Genomic DNA, 21,893 nt, shown 5'->3' on the forward strand with positions numbered 1-21,893 from the left:
CGACTAACGCGCGTTGATCGGCGTCACGTCGGTCACCAGCCAGCGACCCGAGTCCTTGATCAGGGTGATCCGCAACGACAGGATCGCCACCTTCGGCGGCTGACCCGACGTGTTCTGCGTGCCGCGCAGGATCACTACGACGCTGGCCATGTCCGGGGCGATCGCCTCCACTCCGGCCGAGATGGTGCTGGCCTGACCAGAGACCCCGCGAGCGGTCAGATCCTTTGCCACCTTGTTGAATTCGGTGCGATAGGCGTCTGCGCGCTGCGGCACCATCAATGACGCGGCCCGGTCGATCGAGGCATTGGGGGCGCCCGGGGTGAAGGTGGCCGACGCCTCGGCCACGCTGCTCGCGATCCCGACGACCATGCCGCTGTCGCGATCGAGCGCGGCGTCCTTCTCGGTCCAACCGAGGTAGCCGACAACCGCAGCCGCAACCGCCGCGACCGTGGCGATCCCGACGACGATGAGCCGCAGGCCCGGTCGGTCGTCATCGGTGCCCAGGGTCACCCCGTCCCGGCGGTACAGCACAAAGTTGACCGCCGAGCTCTGCACGACCAGCAGGGCCAGGACCGCCGCCACCGCGGCCCACCACATCGGCCAGTCCAGGACGAAGCCGATGTAGACCAGCGCCGCGACGATCAGCAGCGGCACCAGGAAGTCGAACGCGACGACCCGCCACAGATTCCTCATCGCAGCATCTCCAGCTTCGAGATCAGCAGTTTGCCCTGGACGTCGGAGACCCCCAACCGCAGGTTCCACCGCACCACCGTGGGCTGCACCCCGGCGTTCTGGCTCACCGAAGTCGCCACCACCAGCACCTCATCGGTGCTGGTGGCCAACGCCGCCAGCTCCGGGGGGATGTCCGGTTTGTTCTCCTGGCCGGGTGCCGGGTGGTGCAGGGACTCGATGGCGACCGATTCGATCTGCCCGCTGGTCTTGTTCTGCAGCTTCTGCACCACCTGGGTGAACGGCGTCACCGTGGTTTCGAAATCCTCGTTGAGCTGGCCGACGGTGCCGTCGTGCAGCTTCTGCACGCTGCTGCCGACATTGCCGGCGTTCATGTTGATCAGCACCGACGCCCAATCGGCAGCCGCCTGCAGCACCCGCGTCTTGTGCGCGCGGTCGGCGTCGGCGGCGCGATGATTGAGCAGCAGCACCGTGGCAACCGCGACAGCGATGACCGCGACTACACCCAACGCCGCCGATCCGAGGCCGTACCCGCTGAAGATTCCCTCAGGCTGATCGATGCTCGGAGCCGACGGCTTCTCCGCTACCTGGCCTTCGGGTTCGGCGATCTGATCTTCGCTGCGCTCGTCGGGCATGGCGTGAGGGTACCCGCCAAGTCCGGGCCGGTTTCCGGCGGCGATGGCAGGATGGCTGCGTGACGCTCGAAGCAACCTCTCCCCGTTCCGGTATCGACTTGAGTTTCGTCGACGCCGCCGCCCGTCCTCAGGACGACCTGTTCGGTCACGTCAACGGCCGCTGGTTGTCCGGTTACGACATTCCCGCCGACCGGGCCACCGATGGCGCATTCCGGTTGTTGGCCGACCGCGCCGAGGAGCAGGTGCGGGAATTGATCACCACGGCCTCGGGTGATGTGGGCTCGGACGCGCAGCAGATCGGCGATCTGTATGCAAGCTTCATGGACACCTCGCGGGTGAACGAGGTCGGCCTGGCGCCGCTGCTGGCTGAACTGGCGGCGATCTCGGCTGCCGCGGACCCCGCGGCCCTGGCCGCGGTCTTGGGCGGGCTGCAGCGCACGGGTATCGGCGGCGGCGCCGGGGTGTACGTCGACACCGACTCCAAGGACTCCACCCGCTATCTCCTGCATTTCTCGCAGTCCGGCCTGGGGCTGCCCGATGAGTCGTACTACCGCGATCCGCAGCATGTCGCGGTGCTGGAGGCGTACCCGGCCCACATTGCCCGGATGCTCTCGCTGGTACTGGGCGGCGGGGCCGAAACTCACACAGCGACCGCTGCGCGGATAGTGGCGCTGGAGACGAAACTGGCTGCGGCACACTGGGATGTGGTCAAGCGTCGCGATGCCGACCTGAGCTACAACCTGCGGGCCTTCGCCGACCTGGCCGACGAGGCGCCGGGGTTCGACTGGAACGGGTGGCTCGTCGCGCTCGGAACGTCTGCCTCGACAGTCGCCGAAGTGGTTGTGCGTCAACCTGATTTCCTGACCGCGTTCGCGGGGATGTGGGCTTCCGAGCCGCTGGAGGACTGGAAGTCGTGGCTGAGTTGGCGGGTGATCAGCGGCCGGGCATCGATCCTGACCGACGAGCTGGTGAACGAGAACTTCGAGTTCTACGGCCGCACCTTGTCCGGCACCGAAGAGATCCGGGATCGCTGGAAGCGCGGCGTCGGACTGGTCGAGGGCCTGATGGGCGATGCGGTCGGAAAGCTCTATGTGGCAAAGCATTTCCCACCGTCGCACAAGGCCCGGATGGACGAGCTGGTGGCCAACCTGCGCGAGGCCTACCGGGTCAGCATCACCAACCTGGAGTGGATGACGCCGGAGACGCGGCAGCGGGCGCTGACCAAGCTCGACAAGTTCACGCCCAAGATCGGTTACCCAGCACGCTGGCGCGATTACTCGACGCTGACCATCGACGCCGGCGACCTGTACGGCAACTACCAGCGCGGGCACGCGACGGAGTCAGACCGCGAGGTGGCCAAGCTGGGCGGGCCGGTGGACCGCGACGAGTGGTTCATGACGCCGCAGACCGTCAACGCCTACTACAACCCGGGGATGAACGAGATCGTCTTCCCCGCAGCCATTCTGCAGCCACCGTTCTTCGACGCCGAGGCCGATGACGCGGCCAACTATGGCGGTATCGGCGCGGTGATCGGGCACGAGATCGGCCACGGTTTCGACGACCAAGGTGCCAAGTACGACGGCGACGGCAATCTGGTCGACTGGTGGACCGACGCCGACCGGACTGAATTCGGCTTGCGCACAAAGGCTCTGATCGAGCAGTACGAGGAGTTCTCGCCGCGTTCTCTGGATCCGTCACACCACGTGAACGGCGCGTTCACCGTCGGCGAGAACATCGGTGACCTGGGCGGGCTGTCCATAGCACTGCTGGCCTACGAGCTGTCCCTTGACGGTGCACCGGCTCCGGTGATCGACGGGCTGACCGGCGTGCAACGGGTCTACTTCGGGTGGGCACAGGTGTGGCGCACCAAATCCCGTGATGCCGAAGCCATTCGGCGGTTGGCGGTGGATCCGCACTCACCGCCGGAGTTCCGGTGCAATGGCGTGATCCGCAACATCGACTCGTTCTACGAGGAGTTCAGCGTCACCGAATCCGACGAGCTGTATCTGGAACCGGCTGCGCGCGTGCGTATCTGGAACTAGCCTTCTCGCGAGCAGACGCAAATGTCCCCGCACGCTCGGCGTGTCGGGGACATTTGCGTCTGTTCAGCAGTTACCGGGTGCTACCGGACGAGCTCCCGGATGACGACGAATTCGACGAGGAGCTCGAAGAAGAAGAGCTGCCGGTCGGGGTCTGCATGCCCCACTGCCAGTCGTCGGCGCCGTCCGAGTAGTTGTACAGACCGACGGAGTTCTTCACCACGATCGGGTCGCCGCTGCCGAACTGGTCGTAGAACCACTTGGCATTGTCCGGCCCGATGTTGATACAGCCATGGCTGACATTGCGTTTGCCTTGATCGGCCACCGACCACGGCGCACTGTGCACGAACGCCCCGCTGTTGTCGATCCGGACCGCCCACTGCACGTTCACCTTGTAGCCCTGCGGCGAATTCACCGGCACGCCGTAGGTCGACGAGTCCATCACCACGGTGGGGAACTTCTCCAGCACGTAGTAGGTGCCGTTCTTGGTCTCGTCGCCGGACTTGCCCATGGACATCGGGAAGGTCTTCTCCACCACGCCGTTTCGGCTCACGGTCATGGTGTGGGTCGCGTTGTCAGCGGTGGCCACCAGCGAGTCACCGGTCCGGAAGGTGGACTTGGTACCCGCGGCGTCGATGTTGACGACGGTATTGGCGGGCCAGAAGGCGATCGGCCGCCACCGCAGCTGGGTGTCGGTCACCCAATAGAACATGCCTGCCACCGCTGGCGTCGACGAGATGTGCACCGCGTCCTGGGCCATCTGCTTGTTGGCGATCGGCCGCTGGAAATTGATGTAGATCGGCTTGGCCACGCCCACCATCGACCCGTTCAGCGGGTTGAACGACGGCGGGTTGAACGGCGGCTGCCCGGCGAACGGGGTCGGGTTCTGGCCGGCCGGGGTACCCGCGGGGATGGGCTGCGGGGTACCCGGGATGACGGCCCCCGGCAACGGCTGAACCGGGCCCGCCGGAACGACCGCCGGCGGAGCGACCGGACCCTCCAGCGGAAGCCCCACCTGCACCGGATCTCCGGGCGGCGGAGGCGGCGCACCGGGGTCGCCGGGCGGTGGCAGCGGCTGATCGACTGCCGGTGGAGCCGCTGCCCCGGGGTCCGGCGCGTCCGGGTCAGCCATCGCGGATGGAGCCGTGATGGTCAGCCCGGCAACCATCACGGCACCGAGCAACACTGTCAGCAGTCTGCTCTTCTTCCCCTGCGGCATCCGCCACCTCCCATACCAAGCTGTTTCCAGTGTCGCACAGCACGATGGCCAGCTAACGGCTCTGACGTGCGCTTTACCTCTCGGCGACCACTGCAGGACTTGCCCTGATCTGCAGTATTCATCGCCGCAAAGGCCGATACTGTTACCTGCGCCGCAACGGCTAAGAACGCACCAATCGGGCGATTGCGGCGGATGCCTCGGCCAGTTTCTTGTCCGCTTCGGCCCCGCCATCGGCGACGGCATGGCTCACGCAATGCCCCAGATGCTCGTCGAGCAGACCGAGTGCCACCGACTGCAGCGCACTGTTGACCGCGCTGATCTGAGTCAGGATATCGATGCAGTATTTGTCGTCCTCGATCATCTTTGCGATGCCGCGAACCTGCCCCTCGATACGGCGCAGACGCTTGGCGTAGTTGTCCTTGTTTGGCGAGTAACCGTGCTCACCCGCTGCTGCCGTCATCACCCCAGCGTACCGCATACCCCTTAGGGGTATCCAAAAGAATTTGGTTTGCCGCCTGGAGGCATACTTACGTGCATGTCTGCAGACCAGCCCGATATCAAACCCCGCAGCCGCGACGTCACCGACGGCCTGGAGAAAACCGCAGCCCGCGGCATGCTCCGCGCGGTAGGCATGGGCGACGACGACTGGGCCAAACCGCAGATCGGCGTCGGCTCGTCCTGGAACGAGATCACCCCGTGCAACATGTCGCTGCAGCGGCTGGCCCAAGCGGTCAAGGCCGGCGTGCACGAAGCCGGCGGCTATCCGCTGGAGTTCGGCACCATCTCGGTCTCCGACGGCATCTCGATGGGCCACGAGGGCATGCACTTCTCTCTGGTGTCCCGCGAGGTGATCGCCGACAGCGTCGAGACGGTGATCCAGGCCGAGCGCCTCGACGGCAGCGTGCTGTTGGCCGGCTGCGACAAGTCGATCCCCGGCATGCTGATGGCCGCGGCCCGGCTGAACCTGGCTTCGGTGTTCCTCTACAACGGTTCGATCATGCCAGGTGTGGCGAAGCTGACGGACGGCACCGAGAAGGAAGTCACCATCATCGACGCCTTCGAGGCGGTCGGGGCCTGCGCCCGCGGGCTGATGTCACGTGAAGACGTGGACATCATCGAACGCGCGATCTGTCCCGGCGAGGGTGCCTGCGGCGGTATGTACACCGCCAACACCATGGCATCGGCGGCCGAGGCGCTCGGGATGTCGTTGCCGGGCAGCGCATCTCCGGTCGCGATCGACAAGCGGCGCGACGAGTACGCCCGCAAGTCCGGTGAGGCCGTCGTCGGGTTGTTGCGCCGCGGCATCACTGCCCGCGACATCCTGACCAAGGAAGCGTTCGAGAACGCCATCGCAGTGGTCATGGCGTTCGGCGGGTCCACCAACGCGGTGCTGCACCTGCTGGCCATCGCCCGCGAGGCCGAGGTCGAGCTGACGCTGGCCGACTTCACCCGCGTCGGCGCCAAGGTGCCACACCTGGCTGACGTGAAACCCTTTGGCCGCCATGTGATGAAAGACGTCGACGAGATCGGCGGGGTGCCGGTGGTGATGCGTGCACTGCTGGATGCCGGTCTGCTGTATGGCGATTGCCTGACCGTCACCGGTAAGACCATGGCCGAGAACCTGGCCAACATCGCGCCGCCCGACCCGGACGGCAAGGTACTGCGAGCGATGAACAACCCGATCCACCCCACCGGCGGCATCACCATCCTGCACGGATCACTGGCCCCCGAAGGCGCCGTGGTCAAGTCCGCGGGCTTTGACTCCGACGTTTTCGAAGGCACCGCAAGGGTTTTCGAGCGCGAGCGGGCAGCGCTGGACGCTCTGGAGGACGGCACCATCACCCACGGCGACGTTGTCGTCATCCGTTACGAGGGCCCCAAGGGCGGCCCGGGCATGCGCGAGATGCTGGCCATCACCGGCGCGATCAAGGGCGCCGGGCTGGGCAAGGACGTGCTGCTGATGACCGACGGCCGGTTCTCCGGCGGGACAACGGGCCTGTGCGTCGGGCACATCGCGCCGGAAGCGGTCGACGGCGGGCCCATCGCGTTCGTGCGCGACGGTGACCGGATCCGCCTCGACGTGGCCAACGGCACGCTGGATCTGCTGGTCGACGAGGCCGAGTTCGAGTCCCGCAAGGCCGACTGGCAGCCGCTACCCCCGACCTACACCACCGGCGTGCTGGCCAAGTACACCAAGCTGGTGCAGTCCGCCGCCGTCGGCGCTGTGTGCAACTGACTGCTCACGCCGAACGTGAGCTCGTGGTCGAAACACCCATCGATTTTCGAACACAAGCTCACGTTGGGCCGCAGTGCGCATAGAGCTCGGGTAGCTGGCGTTCGGCGATCACCTTCAACGCCTTGTCCGCCAGAGATTTTCCTGATGTCAGGCTGACGTGCCGCCCGCCCATCCAGAACCGGGAGCGCATTTCCGCGAGATCGCCTTTGATCTCGACGAACACACGCCCGGGCCTTGCTGGTCCGCGTCTTGGCCGTCGGTCCGCGGCTTCGCGTTGTGATCGGCCTTGGCTTTTGCGCCGGTGGTACCCGCGGCACTGCCCGAAACCGGGCTCGCTGCAACGGATTTAGCGACGGATTTCGGGGGCTTGGTTACCGCAGCCGCGGCCACCGGCTTGGCTGCCACTGCTGCAACAGATTTGGTGGTCGAAGCCGGTGTGGCGCCGGTGCCGGCGACGCTCGATGACCCGTAGTTGATGGCCAGATGGTCGCCATCAGGAACGAGTGTCGGCGCCGGGCGGCCGAACCGCAGAATCGGGAACTGGTCCTGGAAACCGACGATCAATGCGCGGATGATGTCACCGGGAACCTGGAACAGCCATTGCTTCGGGGTCAGGATGCCCTGCGACATGAACTGGGTGTAGGTGCCCTGGTCGGTGTAGGACCGGTTGTAGGTACCGCCCTGGCTGGGTAGCACCACGTCGGTGTACCCGAGATCGACCAGGATCGACAAGGCCGGCTGCAGGGCATTGGCCAGCGGGGTGCCCAACTTGGCCTGCACCCCAAGCTTGCCGAGCACAAAGTTGATGATCCGCGACGGCAGTCGCAGCGGCTCCAGCAGCGGTAGGTCATTGGGGACCAACGTGCTGTAGGTCGTGGTGGGCGTTCCTAGCGTCGCGAGTAGACCGAGGTTGGTTCCGATGTCGGTGGTCGACGCGCCGCCGAGCGTTACTCCACCCAACAGGTTCGTCGGCAATACCGTCGCCAGCAACGAATTGACCAGTGAGAAGGGGTTGAGCGTCGCCGGGAAGTCCGACATCAGGCTGTATCCCCAGCCGATGCCGACCGTCGCGGCGTTGACCCGGACGCCGGTGCTGGATGCAGACTGGCCTCCCGGGGTTATCGGATTGAGTCCGAACAAGTTCAGGATGGACCCGAATCTGGTGTACAGACCGCCATTTGGCGTGCCCGGATCATTGACGAAGAGCGCGGCGAGGTTGGTCACGTTGGTGCCCTGGATGCACGTGATGCCCGACGTGCACGAAACGCCTGTCAGTGTGTTGACCTTCCCGGACGCAGTCAGCGGGGTGTACCCAGCCGGCGTATTGCCACCAGCGCTGGCGAGCAAGGCCTCATAGGCCTTGACGGCGTTACCCACCGCAATACCCGAGGACGCCAGTATCGCGGTGCCGAGCGACCCACCGGGCTGACGGTAGAAATTGCCGAGCAAGAATCCGCCGAACGGAAATCCGTTGACCGCGTTGTAAAGATTCGCCGGATCCTGGCCGGTGTAGGCCAGGTTGATGTTGACATCGCCGACGACGGGCACTCCGGGGATGGAGACGCTGTGGATGCCGAGTAGGTCGGCCAGCCGGAGCAATGGTCCGGTGGTGACACCGTTGAGGTCCAACGCGGCCCGGGATCTGGGGAGCAGCGCAGACGTATTCAGGCCCCCGAGCAACAACGCGACGGCCATGAGCACGCCTAACAAGGCCCGCGTCGTGATGGTCAGGCGCTTCCGACTGATCGCTGTCGTCATGATGACCACCCCTTCGCCACCGTTACCCGCCAGCGAAACGTAACACTCTGTATTATCTTCTGCGTCAATTTCGCAGCGTTGCGCTCCACCGCCAGGCCGGTCTTTCCGAGGGCCCGCCTGTGGGGATCGAACGGCCTCAGCTGGTCAGCACGGTCCGGTCACCAACCGGGCCAGCCAGCGGCACAACAATGGTGCCGGGCACCATGATCATGGTGCAGACCATGCGCGCCCGGGTGTACCTGCGGCCGGTGGCCAGCGTGACTGTGACGGTCTGATCAGTCTCCTGCACCGTGGCATGCACACCGTTGCACTCGGGCGACCCGATCTCGAAATTCAGCGCCAGTTGCGGCTGCGGGTCCAGGCGGCTCCAGGACTGTGGAGGCAATGGCCGCGGATCGCTGATCCCCGGGTTGTCGACGAATGTCACCGCGCCGGTATTCGCCGCAACCTCCGGCAGTACCGCGTCGGCCGACGCTGCCGGCATTGCGGCCACCGCGAGCAGCAGCACAGCCGCAGCGCTGCGGAGCATTAGTCCCCTACTCGCGCGACCGCGAATCCATCCCAGCCCTTGGTGCCGACGGTCTGGATGGCTGCGGCCTGCAGCCGCTGATGGTTGCCGATCAACTCCAACATGTCGCGAACCCCACGGGCTTGCAGGTCGTCGGGGGCGGGGTCGAGCACCCGACCCATCCGGGTGATGTTGTCGATGACGATCAGCGCACCCGGAACCGCCAGGCGCACAGCCCATTCGACGTAGGCGCGATTGTTCTCCTTGTCGGCATCGATGAAGAAGAAGTCGAACTGCTCGCCTCGCTCGGCCAGCTGAGGCAAGGATTCCAGGGCCGCCCCGACCAGCACCTCGACCCGGTCGGCGACACCGGCCGCCGCGAAGTTGGCCCGCGCCACCTCGGCATGGCGTGGCTCGTATTCGAGGGTGATCACCCGCCCGGCCGCGCCGACGCCGCAAGCCAGATTGATAGTGCTGTATCCGGCCAGCGTTCCGATCTCCAGCACCCGGCGCGCTCCGCTGGCCATCGCCAACAGCGACAACAACTTTCCGTGTTGCGCCGACACTTCGATGGCCGGCATACCGGCCGCCGCCGAGGACTGGCGGGCCAGGCTGAGCACATCGTCTTCGGTGTGCAACAGCTGGTTGAACATTTCATCGACGGCCTGTGGATCGGGATCTGCCATACGTGCCACGCTACGACGAACCCCGCCGGAATTCAGCGCCACGCTGGTGCGCTCAGGGATGCACTTCGATTTCTGGCGCCGCCAGGTCGTTGACGGCCGATCTGGGGTCGGTGTCGGCGAAGACCGCGTTGAGGAACGTGCGGACGTAGGTGCGCTGCAGATCGATCGAGCGGACGGGGTCGATGGTGCCGACGATCGATTCCGCGGAACCGGGTAGCAGCAGTCCCGCCGACACCAACTGCGGAATGACGACTTGCTGGTCGATGAACGACATGTGTGCCGCCCCGGCCAGACGAAGCAAGACTTTCTCCCCGATGTTGTTGGTCCAGTTCGCATTCCAACCGGGCCGGTCCGTCCACGCGGGGTCGTCGCCGGCGAGCATCAGCAGGGGACGGTCGAGACCGTCGACACCGACGGATCCGAAGACGGGCCGCGTCGTTGCGCATGGATCCCGGTCCCGACACAGGTGAGGCGAAGATCGGCCGATTCCGGTGCGGGCGAGTCCGTGGTCGACTTTGATGGCGTTCATGTCCAATCACTTCACCGGGCTGAGCCTTGGCCCGCCCCTGGGCGACCAACGCCTGGACCTCTGCGATCTATACGCGTTCCAATCGCCGACCGATCCGGCACGCACCGTGCTGATCCTCAACGCCAATCCCAACGCCGACGCGCTACATCCGGATGCCATCTACCGGCTGGCCATCGACAACGACGGCGACCTGCAAAACGACATCGCCTTCAGCTACGTGTTCTCCGAGCCGGTCGACGGCCAGCAGACCGTTGACGTGTACCTGGCCACCGGCGATGCCGCCGAATCCCCGGAAGCGGTGGGCGACAAGATCTTCGAGGGCGTCGCGGTGTCTTTCGGCAAGGAGCCCGTCATCGTCGAGTCGAACGGCTACCGATTCTTCGCCGGCGCCCGCAGTGACGCCTTCTTCTTCGATTTCGACGGCATCAAGAACCTGTTCGACATCAGGGGTGGCCGCAATTTCACCGCACTGCATCTCAGCGGCGAGTTCCCTTGGACCGGCGTGGATTCCAACACGCAGGCCAATGTGTGCTCGATGGTCCTGGAACTGCCGACCGCGCAACTGGGCGCCGCGCCCGACATCCGGATCTGGGGCCGCTGCAGCCTGCGCCGGGACGGTGAGCTGCTCCATGTGGACCGCGCCGGGCATCCGTCGGTCAGCAGCTTCTTCAACACCGACGACACCAAGGAGGAGTACAACGCCAGCGAGCCGGTCCACGACCGGCAGCGCTGGTTGGGCATGTTCGTGCACCTGCTGGGGCACACCGGCGGCTATTCGGACGAGGAGGCCGTCGCCGCTGTCGACGCCGAAGGCATCCTGCCCGACATGTTGGCGTTCAATCCGGCCGAGCCCGCCAAATACCCGAACGGACGGGTGTTCACCGATGACGTGATCAACTATCGGCTGGCCTCACTGACCAAGGGCGACTGCCCGCCGTCTGGCCTGAGTCCGCACACCGACACCGCGGACGTCTTCCCGTATCTGGGTCCACCGCACTAGCTCTCGACCGATCGCTCGCCGGAGATGCGCGTCAGCGCACACCCTCTTTGGCGTAGACCACCCGGAGCACGTGGCCGACCTCCGGGCCCATCACCATTTCGCACAACTGGCAAAAGGTCGCTGTGAAGGCCGGCCCATGCGGCGGCGGCACCGCGTCCGCCAAGTGGTGTGCGATCTCGTGCAACAGCACCAATTCCCGCAGCGCCCAACTGCTTTCACGCTCAGGTACGGCGATCACGCCGCCGCGTTCAGCACCTTCGTAGTGGGCGGCCATCGTCCCTCGGCGGGCCCGCACGGCCAGCGGACCGGCCGACGGCCAACGTGCCGCCACCGCCGGCATCGCTACGACCTCATCCACGTAGCGCCGTACCGCCTCGAGCGAGGCGAACCGGGCCTCCGGCGGCAACGTCAGCTGCGTGCCAAAGAACTCGACCACGCGATTGCCACGCTCACCAGCGCGGTCGAACAATGTCCGCACGAACTGCTCGGCGGCGTACACCGCAGATCGTTGACTGTCCCGAGTCATCTCTCCAAAGCCGAACGCGCACCGGACAATTCGGGGCTCGACCCCAGCCGGGCACGGCGCCCGGCGCGGTCCCCGGCCCGCCGGGCCTCCGACGAATAACCCGCCGTCGCACTGGTCGGCCGCCACGAACCCCGCGCCTTCGATGTCTGCCGGTAGAAGGACACCAATTCAAGATCCTTGTTACGCAACGCGATCTCGGTACCCGGCTGGTCGGCACGCTCGGCCGCAACCGACGCACGTGCTTCCTCCCGGGCATCGGTCAATCGCTGCCCCACCCGCGAACCGAAGGCCAGCTGGAAATTCAACCGCGCTGTGATGGTCGGCGTCGGCCGGTGCGCACCGGTGCCGATGTAGGCATCGGACGCCTTGACCATCTGCACCACCAGGCTGGCATACAACGCGTGGGTGGCATCGATATCTTCGGCAAATCCGTAGGCGTACACGAACGTCGAATTGGACGCGATATCGCATTTGACATCATTCGCCACGGCGATCACCACGAACAACTGCACGAAGGTGCGAAGCCCCCGCACACCCGCCTCACCGATGGTGACGGTGCGCTGGACCGGTGCCTGCGCCGCGGTACGCACGGCCGAATGCGCCCGCGCCACCGCGAGATCGATCGAGGTGGTGGTGGCCAACCGCTGCGCGGCGGCCATGAACGCCTCGGCCTCGTGCGCGTTGTCAGTGTTCTCGGCCTGACGCAGCAGCGCTGCGATCCGGGCCAACATCTTGTCGTCACTCATGCGCCAACTACCTTACCCGACAAGAACTTTCAGATACATAGTGGTGAATTCATCCCCCATGGCGGCAGTGTACGACTACTCACCGACAAAACCGTTCAACGCGGTCACCAACTGCGGCGACAACGGCGCCTGCTTGGCGTAGTTCGCGACGTTGTCGGACGGGTCGTCCCTCAGTACGTGGTTGACACCCTGTAGCGACACCACCGTCAACTTGGCGTGCCCCAGTGCGGCGATCAACGGCTGCTCGGCCACACACATGGCCTGCGCATCGGAGTCCGAACACGTCAACAGCACGGGCATTCCGGCCGGCACCTTGGCCGCCAACGCCAGCGGGTCGATGGCATCGGTCTCCAGGACCGCCTTGACATTCCCCGGATTCAGAATGGCGCCAAGGCCTTCGGGCAGCTTGGTCGGCGCCACGCCGGTGGTCCGAGCCTGGGTGACCGCACCGTTCCACACCGCCAGCACCTCGTCGCCCTGCTGGCGGGTCTTGGCCCCGGCCTTCACGTCGGCATCGACGGACGACCGCACCCGCCCGGTGATGATGTCCAGGTACCGCGCAGACAGCGGTTGCAGCAATGCCAACGAATGAATCTTGGGCGCATCGGGTGTCGTGTCGATGGTCAGGGCCAATGCGTGCACCGTTCCCTCACCCAGGCCGTACACCGAGATCCGAGACTTGTCGGTGCCCGGTCGGGCCGCCAGATAGCGCACCGCAGCCTTGGCCCCTGCGGTATACACCGCACTGCCAACGTCTTTCGGATTCTTCGCATACGGACCCAGGCCGGTCTTGCCGGTGCCCACCTTGTCGTAGCGCAAGCTGGCGACATTCTTTCCGGACAGGAACTCCGCCAACTGCCGCATGTTGCCGACCGGCCCGGCGACGGCATTGTCCCCATTTCGGTCTGTGTTGCCGCTCTCGGAGATCAACAGTGCCGCCGGTCCGGGCTTGGCATCGCTCAGGTGCCGGTAGGTGCCGTGGATGGTCAGCCCGTCGGCGACGAAGCTGACATCCTCCTCGACCCAGCTGGGCGCGGGTGCGGGCTCGGGCGAACCGCACGCCGCAGCGATCAGGACCACCAGCGAAATCAAAAGGCGAGCAGCACCTTTCACAGACGAACCTCGATCCAGCTCACCACGTCGTCCAGCACCACAGCCTGCTCCGGCTCGTTGAACACCTCGTGATAGAGGCCGGGATACACCTTCAGCGCCACGTCGGTGGAACCCACGCACTCGACGAGCTTGCGGCTGCCCTCGACCGGGATCAGCCTGTCGGCCTCGCCGTGCACCACGAGCAGTGGCGCGGTGATGGCGGCCGCGCGCCGGGGCATCGTCTCACTGACGTCGATCAGGGCCTTGCCGACGCCGGCCGGCACTCGCCCGTGGTACACCAGCGGATCGGCCTCATAGGCGGCGACAACCTTCGGGTCGCGGGAGACTGCGTCGGCCGGCAGCTCTTGGACCGGCAGGCCCGGCGTCAGGGTCCCCAGCACGTTGGCCAACATCGCGAGCCATACCGACACCGAGGCCCGGGCATCGACCGCCGGGCCTGACAACACCATCAGGTGATAGTCGTCGGGATGTTCGACGCCGTAGGCGAAGACGATGCCGCCACCCATGCTGTGCCCGAGCACCACTCGCTTCAGCTCGGGATATTCGGCGGTGGCCAGGCCCACCAGATGGTGGAAATCGCCGGTGTACTCGGACATGTCCCGGACGTACACCCGCTTACCGCCGGAGCGGCCGTGACCGCGGTGATCCAGCGCGAAGGTGATCAGGCCGGCCTGACCGAAGCGCTGCGCCACATGGTCGTAGCGGCGGGCGTGTTCGCCGAAACCGTGCGACAACACCACCACGCCCGTCGGGGTGGTGTCGGGTACCCAGACGTCGTAGACGATGTTGACTCCCCCGACACCGTCAAAGCTTCGTTCACTGCGGGTGATGGCCATGGTCAGAGACTATCCGGGGTTTCCGGCCGTCACACTTGTCGGAGCGCGCGCGTACGCTCGGGCGGGTGAGCGTCCTGGCTGAAAACCCACAGGATTCGACGTCCCGCGACGCCTTTCTGGCCGACGCGCAAAGCCACCGTCGCGAGCTGTTGGCGCACTGCTACCGGATGACCGGTTCGCTGCACGACGCCGAAGACCTGGTGCAGGAGACTTACCTGCGGGCCTGGAAGGCGTACGAGGGATTCCAAGGAAAGTCGTCCGTGCGGACCTGGCTGTACCGGATCGCCACCAACACCTGCCTCACCGCGCTGGATGGTCGCGCCCGACGGCCGCTGCCGTCCGGATTGGGACAGCCGGCGGCCGATCCACAGACCGAGATCACCGAACGTACCGACCTCGCCTGGCTTGAGCCGCTGCCCGAAGTGCACGATGCCGACGATGATCCACAGACCATCGTCGGCGGCAGGGAATCGGTCCGGCTGGCGTTTATCGCTGCGCTGCAACATCTTCCACCTCGCCAGCGTGCAGTCTTGGTCCTACGCGAGGTGTTGCAGTTCAAGGCCGCCGAGGTCGGCGAGGCGGTCGGTGCGTCGACGGCCTCGGTCAACAGCCTGTTGCAGCGGGCCCGCGCCCAGCTCGACGCGGTCGGCCCCAGCCGAGACGACGCCCTGGTCGAGCCGGAGTCCGACGAGGCTCGTGAGCTGCTGTCCCGCTACATCGACGCGTTCGAGTCCTACAACATCGATGCGCTGGTGGAATTGTTCACCGCCGACTCGGTGTGGGAGATGCCGCCGTTCGACACCTGGTACTCCGGGCCGCAGGACATCGGCGACCTGTCCCGGTACAAATGCCCGGCCGAGGGCCCGGGCGATATGCGTTTCGTGGTGACCACCGCCAACGGCCAGCCTGCCGCGGCGATGTACATGCGCAACCCGCAGACCGGTCGCCACGAGGCGTTTCAACTCCACGTGTTGGACATCAAGCGCGACGGCATCTCGCACGTGGTCGCCTTCATGGATCCGGCGCTGTTCGACAAGTTCGGCCTGCCGCCGCACCTCTGATCAGCCGACCATCCGGCTGTCCGGTGTCGGCCCATAGCCGGGTCGCATCAACCCGGCACCGGTGACCAGTGGTAGTTCAGCCGCGGACAGCAGCCCCGGTGCCGCTGCGCGCACGGCCGGAATGGCGTTGACCATCCGGCACGCACCGGCGATGCGGGCGCCGAGATCGTGGTCGTGATCGTCAGCCAGTTCCAATTCGCACCGGATGCTCGGCGAGCCTTCGATCTCCACCCGGTAGACCCCTCGCCCGGAAGCTCCGCCGAAGCCCAGATCCTTGGGTTCGATCGCGACATGCGGCTGCGGCCAATCCGGCGCCAGGTCGTCGTGCATGCGCGTGACATGGTCCACGACCAACGCCGGCTTGCCATCGACGTATCCGGTGAGAGTTGAGCGCATGGCTGCGATGGTCCCCGCCGCGATGCGGCCCGTCGGGGTATCGAAATCGGCTGGAGCCGCGATCCGTTCGTTCGTCTCTTTGATCTCGTCGAGTTTCACCCCGAGACCCGCGGCCAGCTGGTGCAGTACCGGTCCCCACCCGAAGCTGAATACCCCGGGCATGGCGGCCAGCGCGGCTTCGTCGGGCTGCTTGCCGAACCCGAGGATCTCGTACACCGCCTCGGGGTCCGGGTAGGTTGCGTAGTTGAACATCTCGGTCATCCGTACCGATTCGATCTGCCGCGAAACTCCAGAAAGCACCAGGGGCAGAACGTCATTGGCAAAACCGGTGTCGATACCGGTGGTGTAGAACGAAGACCCTCCAGCGGCGGCGGCATCGCGCAGCGGTCCGGTGAGCGCATCATCGACCGCATCCGGGAACACCAACGGAACCACCGAGCAGGACACCACGTCCCTGCCGGAGCGCAGCAGGCCCGCCATGTCGGCGATGGCTTCCATCGGACGCAGGTTCGCCGCCGCGGCATAGACCACGATCTCGGCACCGTCCAGCGCGGCGGCGTCCTGGCTCGCCTGCACCCCGACCGGAGCGATCCCGCATAGCTCTCCGGCGTCCCGGCCCGCCTTCGACTCGCTGTGCACGACCAGGCCGACCAACTCCAACTGTGGATGGTCGATCACCGCCCGTAGCGCGACGATTCCCATGGATCCCGGACCCCAGACACCGACCTTGATCGCCATCACTTCTCCTAATATTAGGATTGAGACAATTAATTTTCGGACGGATCGTAGGGAGTCATCGTGCCGCCGTCAACGACTTCAGATCCCGCGGGCGACTCGGGCACGAAGTCCCCGCCCACCCGCCGGACCATCGCGGTGCTGTCGGCACTTGCCCGGACACCACGCGGGCGCACCTCAGCTGAGCTGGCCCGAGAGTGCGGCATCACCACCTCTACCTGCGCGCTGGTCCTTGCCGAGCTGGAAGTCGACGGCTGGGTCGCTCGCCACGACGATCGGCGGTACACCCTGGGCAGCGGCCTGTTCGGACTGGTTCACGGGCTGCGCCGGCAATTCCCGTTACTCGACCGCGGTCGTGACGCCCTGACTTTCCTGAACACTCGGTTGGCGGCCGGTTGTTCGATGTCCCGCATCGACGATCGAAGGCTGACCACGGTCGATACCGTAGGACACGGCACCGACGGCGAACACGCTGTCGGACAACGCTTTCCGATCGATCCACCGTTCGGGCTGGTGGCAATGGCCTGGCGGGACGAGACCACCATCGATTCCTGGCTGCGCGAGGTCAGCCCCCGACTCGACCACACCGATATCAGCCGGTACCGCTGCGTGCTGAGCGCCATCCGGGAACGGGGCTACGGCGCGTGGCGCTTCGATGAAGCCCACGCGCCCCTGCATGATCGGCTCTCGTCGATACTGGCCTCCATCGAGCCGACCGACCGGGTCGCGCGTCGGCTCAGCACCCTGCTGACCATGGTGACGCTGCAGTCGGTGACGCATTCCATGGAGACCGACCTCCCCGTCGCCGAATTCGTCGTGTTACCGATCTTCGGGCCCGACAATCAGCCCGAATATCAGATCGAGATCCACCTGGGTGGCCGCACGGCGCTGAGCCTGAGCGAGCTGGAGTCCGCGCTGAGCCACGCCCAGGCATTACTCGCGCCCACCGCCGGCCTCAACTAGCACACGTCACATCCTGACCCAGGTAGCGATAGGTTCTGCCGCCCTATTTATGCAGGTGAAAGCCACTGCATAGCACTCTTTTGGAACGTGTTCTCGATTTCTGGCTATGATCTGCGTCATGAAGACCAAAGGTGCTCTGCTGTGGGAAGTGAACTCACCGTTCCAGGTCGAGGAAATCGACCTCGGTGACCCCGTCGCCGACGAAGTACAGATCCGCATGCATGCCGCGGGCATGTGCCACTCCGACTACCACCTGACCACCGGCGCCACCCCGATGCCACTGCCCTGCCTGGGCGGGCACGAGGGCGCCGGCGTCGTCACCAAGGTCGGCAAGAACGTGACCGGCATCGAAGAGGGCGATCACGTCATCCTGGCGTTCATCCCGGCCTGTGGCTCCTGCCCGCCGTGTATGAAGGGCTTCCGGTCGCTGTGCGACCGCGGCGCGGTGCTGCTTGGCGGCAAGTCGATCGCCGACGGCACCAACCGCATTCACGCCCGCGGCAAAGAGGTCGCGGCCATGAACCTGCTGGGCACCTTCGCCCCGTACATGACGGTCCATAAGGACTCCGTCGTCAAGATCGACAAGGACATCCCGTTCGAGTCGGCCGCCATCATGGGCTGCGCGGTGCCGACCGGCTTCGGTTCGGCCACCAACGTCGCTCAGGTACAGCCGGGTGAAACCGTCGCCATCGTCGGCGTCGGCGGTATCGGGATGAGCGCGCTGCAGGGCGCGGTGATCTCCGGCGCCAAGCACGTCATCGCCATCGACCCCAACGAGTGGAAGCGCGAGCAGGCCATCAAGTTCGGCGCGACGCACGTGTACGCCTCGATGGCCGATGCGATCGGCCCGATGATCGACCTGACCTGGGGACTGATGGCCGACAAGGTCATCATCGCGGTCGGCGAGATGAAGGGCGAGTACCTCGAAGAGGCGATGATCCTGACCGCCAAGACCGGCACCTGCGTGGTCACCGGCATGGGCTCGATGATGGACGCCGACGTCAAGCTGAACCTGTTCCTGTTCACCATGTTGCAGAAGACGTTGAAGGGCAACATCTTCGGCGGCGGCAGCAGCCACATCGAGACCCCGCGACTGACCGCACTGTACAAGTCGGGCCTGCTGAACATCGACGACATGATCACCCGGACCTACAAGCTCGAGAACATCAACCAGGGCTACCAGGACATGTTGGACGGCAACAACATTCGCGGTGTAGTCACCTTCGACGAGTCGGACTGGTAACTCGCCGCCGCCCAACAGTGGGTCAGGCGGCGTGCTTGCCGGCGCTGCCCGACGAATTGGTGTGCTTCGGCGAGTTCCCGCTGCCCTTGGCCGAGCTCCCGCTGCTGTTGTCGGACTCACTCGTCGTGGCGTCCGTGCCCTTGTTCGGGTGCGCCGCAGTCTTCTTCGGTGCGCCCGCACCGGTGTCGCTGCCCGACGCCGTAGCGGCCAGCAGCTTGGCCTGCTTGGCCGCTTTCTTCTGACTCTTGGTCATCGGGGTCGGTGTCGATGTGCTGGACGACGTGGCGCTGGCCTGCGCAGTGGCGGGCTTGACGGCGGTCAGCGCAGCGGGCGCCTTCGCAGCCGCTGCCACGGGTGTCGCGGCACTCAGGCTGGTCAGTCCGCCGAGCAGACCCGACAGCAGACCGTTGACGCCACCGCTGAGTCCCGAGAGCACCGCCTTGATCGCGTTGGGCACCGGCGCATTCGCGGTGAACGCCGTCTGGAAGCCCTTGACGAGGGAGTTGAGAACGTTCGGCAGCACCTCCGACCAGTTGATGTGCGGCAAGGTGCCGAACTGGACCTGCTGGGCCGCAGATTGCAGCGTGCGCTGGTAGGTACCAGTCGTGGGATCCCAGTACGCATCGGAGTAGCCGAGATTCACCAAGCTGGTCAGCGCCGGGGACATCGCATTGGCCAGGTCGTTGACGAAGGTGGCCACGGGCCGCAGACCGATCAGATTCATCACGTCCCCGACCAGGTACATCGGCTCAAGCAGCGGCAGAGTCTTGGCCGCCACTGTGAGGTAGATGTTGGGGTTCACCGACTGCTGGCCAGTGAGGCCGCTGACCAGTGATTGCAGCGCGGTGGTCACCTGCCCGATCGCCGCAGTGGTGTCCAGGCCCCGCAACATGTAGGTCGGGATGAGCGACGCCAGGTTGTTGACCAGGGTGAAGGGGTCGGGCCACGCCGCGAAGTCGGACATCAGCTGGTATTCGACGGTCGCATCGACCTTGACGGGCAGCAGGTTTGCGCCGCCGAGCGCCAGTCCGGTGCTGCCGATCGCGGTTCCGCCGCTGCTGCTGGTCGCCACATCCGGGGTGACGGCATTGATCCCGAACAGCTTGAGGATCGACGCGAACCTGGCCAGTAGGCCGCCGTTGGCGCGCCCGGCGTTGTTGAGCAGGAGCTCCGGCAGGATGGTCAGGCTGCCCGCGACCGGGTTGGTGCCGGCGAAGTTCGCACCGCCCGGCTGCGCCGACAACTGGGCCAGCACGTCCTTGTAGGCCGCGCCGGCGGAGAATGCGCCGAGACCACTGCCGATGACGATCGGCACCCGGAGGTCGGCGACGCTGAGATTCGGGATCGCATTGATCGCGGCGGTGACGGCGGTATTCAGCGCTCCCGAGATGCTGCCGGTCGTACCGCTGATCACTCCGCTCACCGCACTGCTCACGGTGCCCTGCAGGCCACTTGTCAGACCGGAGACGAGCCCGCCGATCAGCGGGTCGACGGCACTTTGGAGCAACGTGCCCACCGGAATCGTGAGGCCGATGATCGAAAGGTTCAGATCGGCCAGGGCGCTGTTGAGGGCACTGGTCAGGTCGCTCTGCAGATTCGCCGTCGAGCTGCCCACGATCTGGCTGACGATGGAGGTCAGTGCTGGCGTCAGGTCGGTGCCCAGACTGGAGGCCAGGGAGCCGTCGCCCAGCACGCCGGACAGGGCGTCGGCCAGGTTCGTCTTGAGCGTCGACGTCCCGACGTCCAGGTACCCGGTGCTGTTGACGGAATTCGCGACTGCGGTCTCGGTGCCGGGTACCCAGCCGAGGTCGACGCCGGCGAACAGCCGTGCCGCGGTGAACAGCGGACCGGCCGAGGTCACAGTGAGCGCATTGGCGGTCTGGATGCCGCTGAGGTTCACACCCAGCAGATTCAACAGGTTTCCGAGTTTGATGTTGCCGCTCGCGTCGGTCAGGTTGGCCGAGGTGAGGATGGTGTCCAGGACGTTCGGCAGGGCCGGGAGGAGATCTGACGCGAGCTGCGAAGTGTTCGGCAGAAGGCCGGTCAGATCCGTCACCAGGCCGCCGGCGACGAGGTTCGCCACGCTGGTCACCAGATTGTTGATGCCCGTGCTGTTGAGAATCGCCGACAGCCCGATGGTCTGATTTCCGAGCCCCGGAACGGGAACCGTGATGCTGAGGCCGTTCAGCGTCGATCCCACCGCAGACGCGATCGCACTCGACAGCTCGGAGATCAAGGTCGTCGCACCTGTCCCCGTGGTGGCCGTGGTCAGCAAGCCGCCCAAGGCAGACGCGAGGGCGCCGGTGATCGCCGAGTTCAGGCTCGATCCGGTGTTCCCGAATCCGATGCTGGTGAGCAGCGAGTTCACGTTGATCGCCCCGCCGTTGGCGTTGAGCACATCGGTCAGCAGACTCGACGGGATCTGAGACAGCAGGCTTTGCAGCGTCACCTTCGGTTTTCCGCCGAAGGTGTTGACCAAGGCCGGCAGCACCGTGTCGACGACGTTCTGCAGCTGTTGGTACGGGCTGACCGCACCGGTCAGGCTGACGCTGTGGTGACTCTCGGCGAGCAGCGCCGGCGGGGTCGGCACAGTCGTCGTGGCCACGGTCGCGGCGACGGTAGCCGCCGCCACTCCCAGCAATGCCATTCGTCTTGTGTTGGCACCGATCGCGAGGTTGTTGGGACTCATTGGACTGCCCCTCCCTACGTAGCGCTACACGTAATTGACATCACCGTAACACTCGCTCGGGCTCCCAAAAGGCCTGTTGCGCTGCCGAATTCTCGATGTTTTTGGCCCTGCCGCAGACGAATCGGACAATACGTCGGCGGCTCGCCTCGGCAGGTGCATAGCAAATAGTCGGGCTAGACAACTAATTAGCTACCGGGTCGACGGGGACAGAGGCGAAGCCGGCCCACACGCGAGCAAACGCAAATGTCCCCGACACGCCAGGCGTGCGGGGACATTTGTGTCTTT

The 21,893-nt window shown here is 65.6% G+C and carries 20 protein-coding genes; 6 read left to right on the top strand and 14 right to left on the bottom strand.

From position 1 onward, the window contains the following. Window positions 1-3: 3 nt before the first annotated feature. Together ABIA30_RS21970 and ABIA30_RS21975 are read right to left on the bottom strand one after the other, a co-directional pair. Window positions 4-693 (bottom strand): hypothetical protein, encoded by a 690-nt coding sequence (locus ABIA30_RS21970; RefSeq protein ID WP_370069298.1) that lies wholly within the window; start codon window positions 691-693, stop codon window positions 4-6. Further along, window positions 690-1,325 carry a hypothetical protein gene (locus tag ABIA30_RS21975; RefSeq protein WP_370069300.1) on the bottom strand — a complete coding sequence of 212 codons (636 nt, stop codon included), beginning with the start codon at window positions 1,323-1,325 and terminating at the stop codon, window positions 690-692. The genes ABIA30_RS21970 and ABIA30_RS21975 overlap by 4 nt, the downstream gene beginning before the upstream one ends. Window positions 1,326-1,384: 59 nt before the next feature. Between ABIA30_RS21975 and ABIA30_RS21980 the strand changes: the two genes are divergently transcribed. Next, window positions 1,385-3,367 carry a M13 family metallopeptidase gene (locus ABIA30_RS21980; protein ID WP_370069302.1) on the top strand — a complete coding sequence of 661 codons (1,983 nt, stop codon included), beginning with the start codon at window positions 1,385-1,387 and terminating at the stop codon, window positions 3,365-3,367. 70 nt (window positions 3,368-3,437) lie between these two features. Here the strand turns inward: ABIA30_RS21980 and ABIA30_RS21985 are convergent, their stop codons facing one another. Both ABIA30_RS21985 and ABIA30_RS21990 read right to left on the bottom strand, forming a co-directional pair. Next, the gene (locus ABIA30_RS21985; protein ID WP_370069304.1) at window positions 3,438-4,583 is read right to left on the bottom strand and encodes an Ig-like domain-containing protein; all 1,146 of its coding nucleotides are present in this window, start codon (window positions 4,581-4,583) and stop codon (window positions 3,438-3,440) included. Between the two features lie 160 nt (window positions 4,584-4,743). Further along, entirely contained in the window at window positions 4,744-5,043 is a 300-nt protein-coding gene (locus tag ABIA30_RS21990) for a metal-sensitive transcriptional regulator (protein ID WP_370069306.1), read from the bottom strand. 75 nt (window positions 5,044-5,118) lie between these two features. Here ABIA30_RS21990 and ilvD point away from each other — a divergent pair, with 75 nt between their 5' ends. Continuing rightward, window positions 5,119-6,819: a dihydroxy-acid dehydratase gene (gene ilvD, locus ABIA30_RS21995; RefSeq protein ID WP_370069308.1), complete on the top strand. Its 1,701-nt coding sequence runs from the start codon at window positions 5,119-5,121 to the stop codon at window positions 6,817-6,819. 147 nt (window positions 6,820-6,966) lie between these two features. Here the strand turns inward: ilvD and ABIA30_RS22000 are convergent, their stop codons facing one another. The 4 genes from ABIA30_RS22000 to ABIA30_RS22015 all read right to left on the bottom strand — a co-directional run bounded on the left by ABIA30_RS22000 (window position 6,967) and on the right by ABIA30_RS22015 (window position 10,300). Continuing rightward, window positions 6,967-8,577, bottom strand: coding sequence for a PE-PPE domain-containing protein (locus tag ABIA30_RS22000; RefSeq protein ID WP_370069310.1), 1,611 nt, complete (start codon window positions 8,575-8,577; stop codon window positions 6,967-6,969). Between the two features lie 136 nt (window positions 8,578-8,713). Beyond that, entirely contained in the window at window positions 8,714-9,106 is a 393-nt protein-coding gene (locus ABIA30_RS22005; protein WP_370069312.1) for a hypothetical protein, read from the bottom strand. Beyond that, entirely contained in the window at window positions 9,106-9,771 is a 666-nt protein-coding gene (locus ABIA30_RS22010) for an O-methyltransferase (protein WP_370069314.1), read from the bottom strand. The genes ABIA30_RS22005 and ABIA30_RS22010 overlap by 1 nt, the downstream gene beginning before the upstream one ends. Before the next feature lie 52 nt (window positions 9,772-9,823). Continuing rightward, a complete protein-coding gene (locus tag ABIA30_RS22015; protein ID WP_370069316.1) occupies window positions 9,824-10,300 on the bottom strand; it encodes a hypothetical protein in 477 nt (158 codons plus the stop codon). Here ABIA30_RS22015 and ABIA30_RS22020 point away from each other — a divergent pair. Then, window positions 10,299-11,300 carry a DUF4331 family protein gene (locus tag ABIA30_RS22020; protein WP_370069318.1) on the top strand — a complete coding sequence of 334 codons (1,002 nt, stop codon included), beginning with the start codon at window positions 10,299-10,301 and terminating at the stop codon, window positions 11,298-11,300. The genes ABIA30_RS22015 and ABIA30_RS22020 overlap by 2 nt on opposite strands. Window positions 11,301-11,331: 31 nt before the next feature. Here the strand turns inward: ABIA30_RS22020 and ABIA30_RS22025 are convergent, their stop codons facing one another. The 4 genes from ABIA30_RS22025 to ABIA30_RS22040 form a co-directional block, all read right to left on the bottom strand. Continuing rightward, on the bottom strand, window positions 11,332-11,826 hold the full coding sequence (locus ABIA30_RS22025; RefSeq protein ID WP_370069320.1) for a TIGR04338 family metallohydrolase: 495 nt from the start codon (window positions 11,824-11,826) through the stop codon (window positions 11,332-11,334). Further along, on the bottom strand, window positions 11,823-12,572 hold the full coding sequence (locus ABIA30_RS22030; protein ID WP_370069322.1) for a DUF2786 domain-containing protein: 750 nt from the start codon (window positions 12,570-12,572) through the stop codon (window positions 11,823-11,825). The genes ABIA30_RS22025 and ABIA30_RS22030 overlap by 4 nt, the downstream gene beginning before the upstream one ends. A gap of 75 nt (window positions 12,573-12,647) precedes the next feature. Beyond that, on the bottom strand, window positions 12,648-13,685 hold the full coding sequence (locus ABIA30_RS22035; protein WP_370069324.1) for a hypothetical protein: 1,038 nt from the start codon (window positions 13,683-13,685) through the stop codon (window positions 12,648-12,650). Then, window positions 13,682-14,521 carry a lysophospholipase gene (locus tag ABIA30_RS22040; protein ID WP_370069326.1) on the bottom strand — a complete coding sequence of 280 codons (840 nt, stop codon included), beginning with the start codon at window positions 14,519-14,521 and terminating at the stop codon, window positions 13,682-13,684. Before ABIA30_RS22040 ends, ABIA30_RS22035 begins: the two co-directional genes overlap by 4 nt. 35 nt (window positions 14,522-14,556) lie before the next feature. Between ABIA30_RS22040 and ABIA30_RS22045 the strand changes: the two genes are divergently transcribed. Continuing rightward, window positions 14,557-15,582, top strand: a complete 1,026-nt coding sequence (locus tag ABIA30_RS22045; RefSeq protein ID WP_370069328.1) for a sigma-70 family RNA polymerase sigma factor — start codon at window positions 14,557-14,559, stop codon at window positions 15,580-15,582. Here ABIA30_RS22045 and ABIA30_RS22050 read toward each other — a convergent pair whose 3' ends face one another. Continuing rightward, window positions 15,583-16,716: a dihydrodipicolinate reductase gene (locus tag ABIA30_RS22050; protein ID WP_370069330.1), complete on the bottom strand. Its 1,134-nt coding sequence runs from the start codon at window positions 16,714-16,716 to the stop codon at window positions 15,583-15,585. A gap of 60 nt (window positions 16,717-16,776) precedes the next feature. On the opposite strand from ABIA30_RS22050, the gene ABIA30_RS22055 reads away from it, so the two are divergent. Continuing rightward, window positions 16,777-17,676 carry a MarR family transcriptional regulator gene (locus ABIA30_RS22055; RefSeq protein WP_370069332.1) on the top strand — a complete coding sequence of 300 codons (900 nt, stop codon included), beginning with the start codon at window positions 16,777-16,779 and terminating at the stop codon, window positions 17,674-17,676. A 118-nt stretch (window positions 17,677-17,794) separates the two neighbouring features. Next, a complete protein-coding gene (locus ABIA30_RS22060; RefSeq protein WP_370069334.1) occupies window positions 17,795-18,919 on the top strand; it encodes an NDMA-dependent alcohol dehydrogenase in 1,125 nt (374 codons plus the stop codon). Between the two features lie 22 nt (window positions 18,920-18,941). Here the strand turns inward: ABIA30_RS22060 and ABIA30_RS22065 are convergent, their stop codons facing one another. Then, window positions 18,942-21,608, bottom strand: a complete 2,667-nt coding sequence (locus tag ABIA30_RS22065; RefSeq protein ID WP_370069336.1) for a beta strand repeat-containing protein — start codon at window positions 21,606-21,608, stop codon at window positions 18,942-18,944. Window positions 21,609-21,893: the final 285 nt, after the last annotated feature.

The organism is Mycobacterium sp. MAA66 (genome assembly GCF_041261665.1).
Lineage (GTDB): Bacteria > Actinomycetota > Actinomycetes > Mycobacteriales > Mycobacteriaceae > Mycobacterium.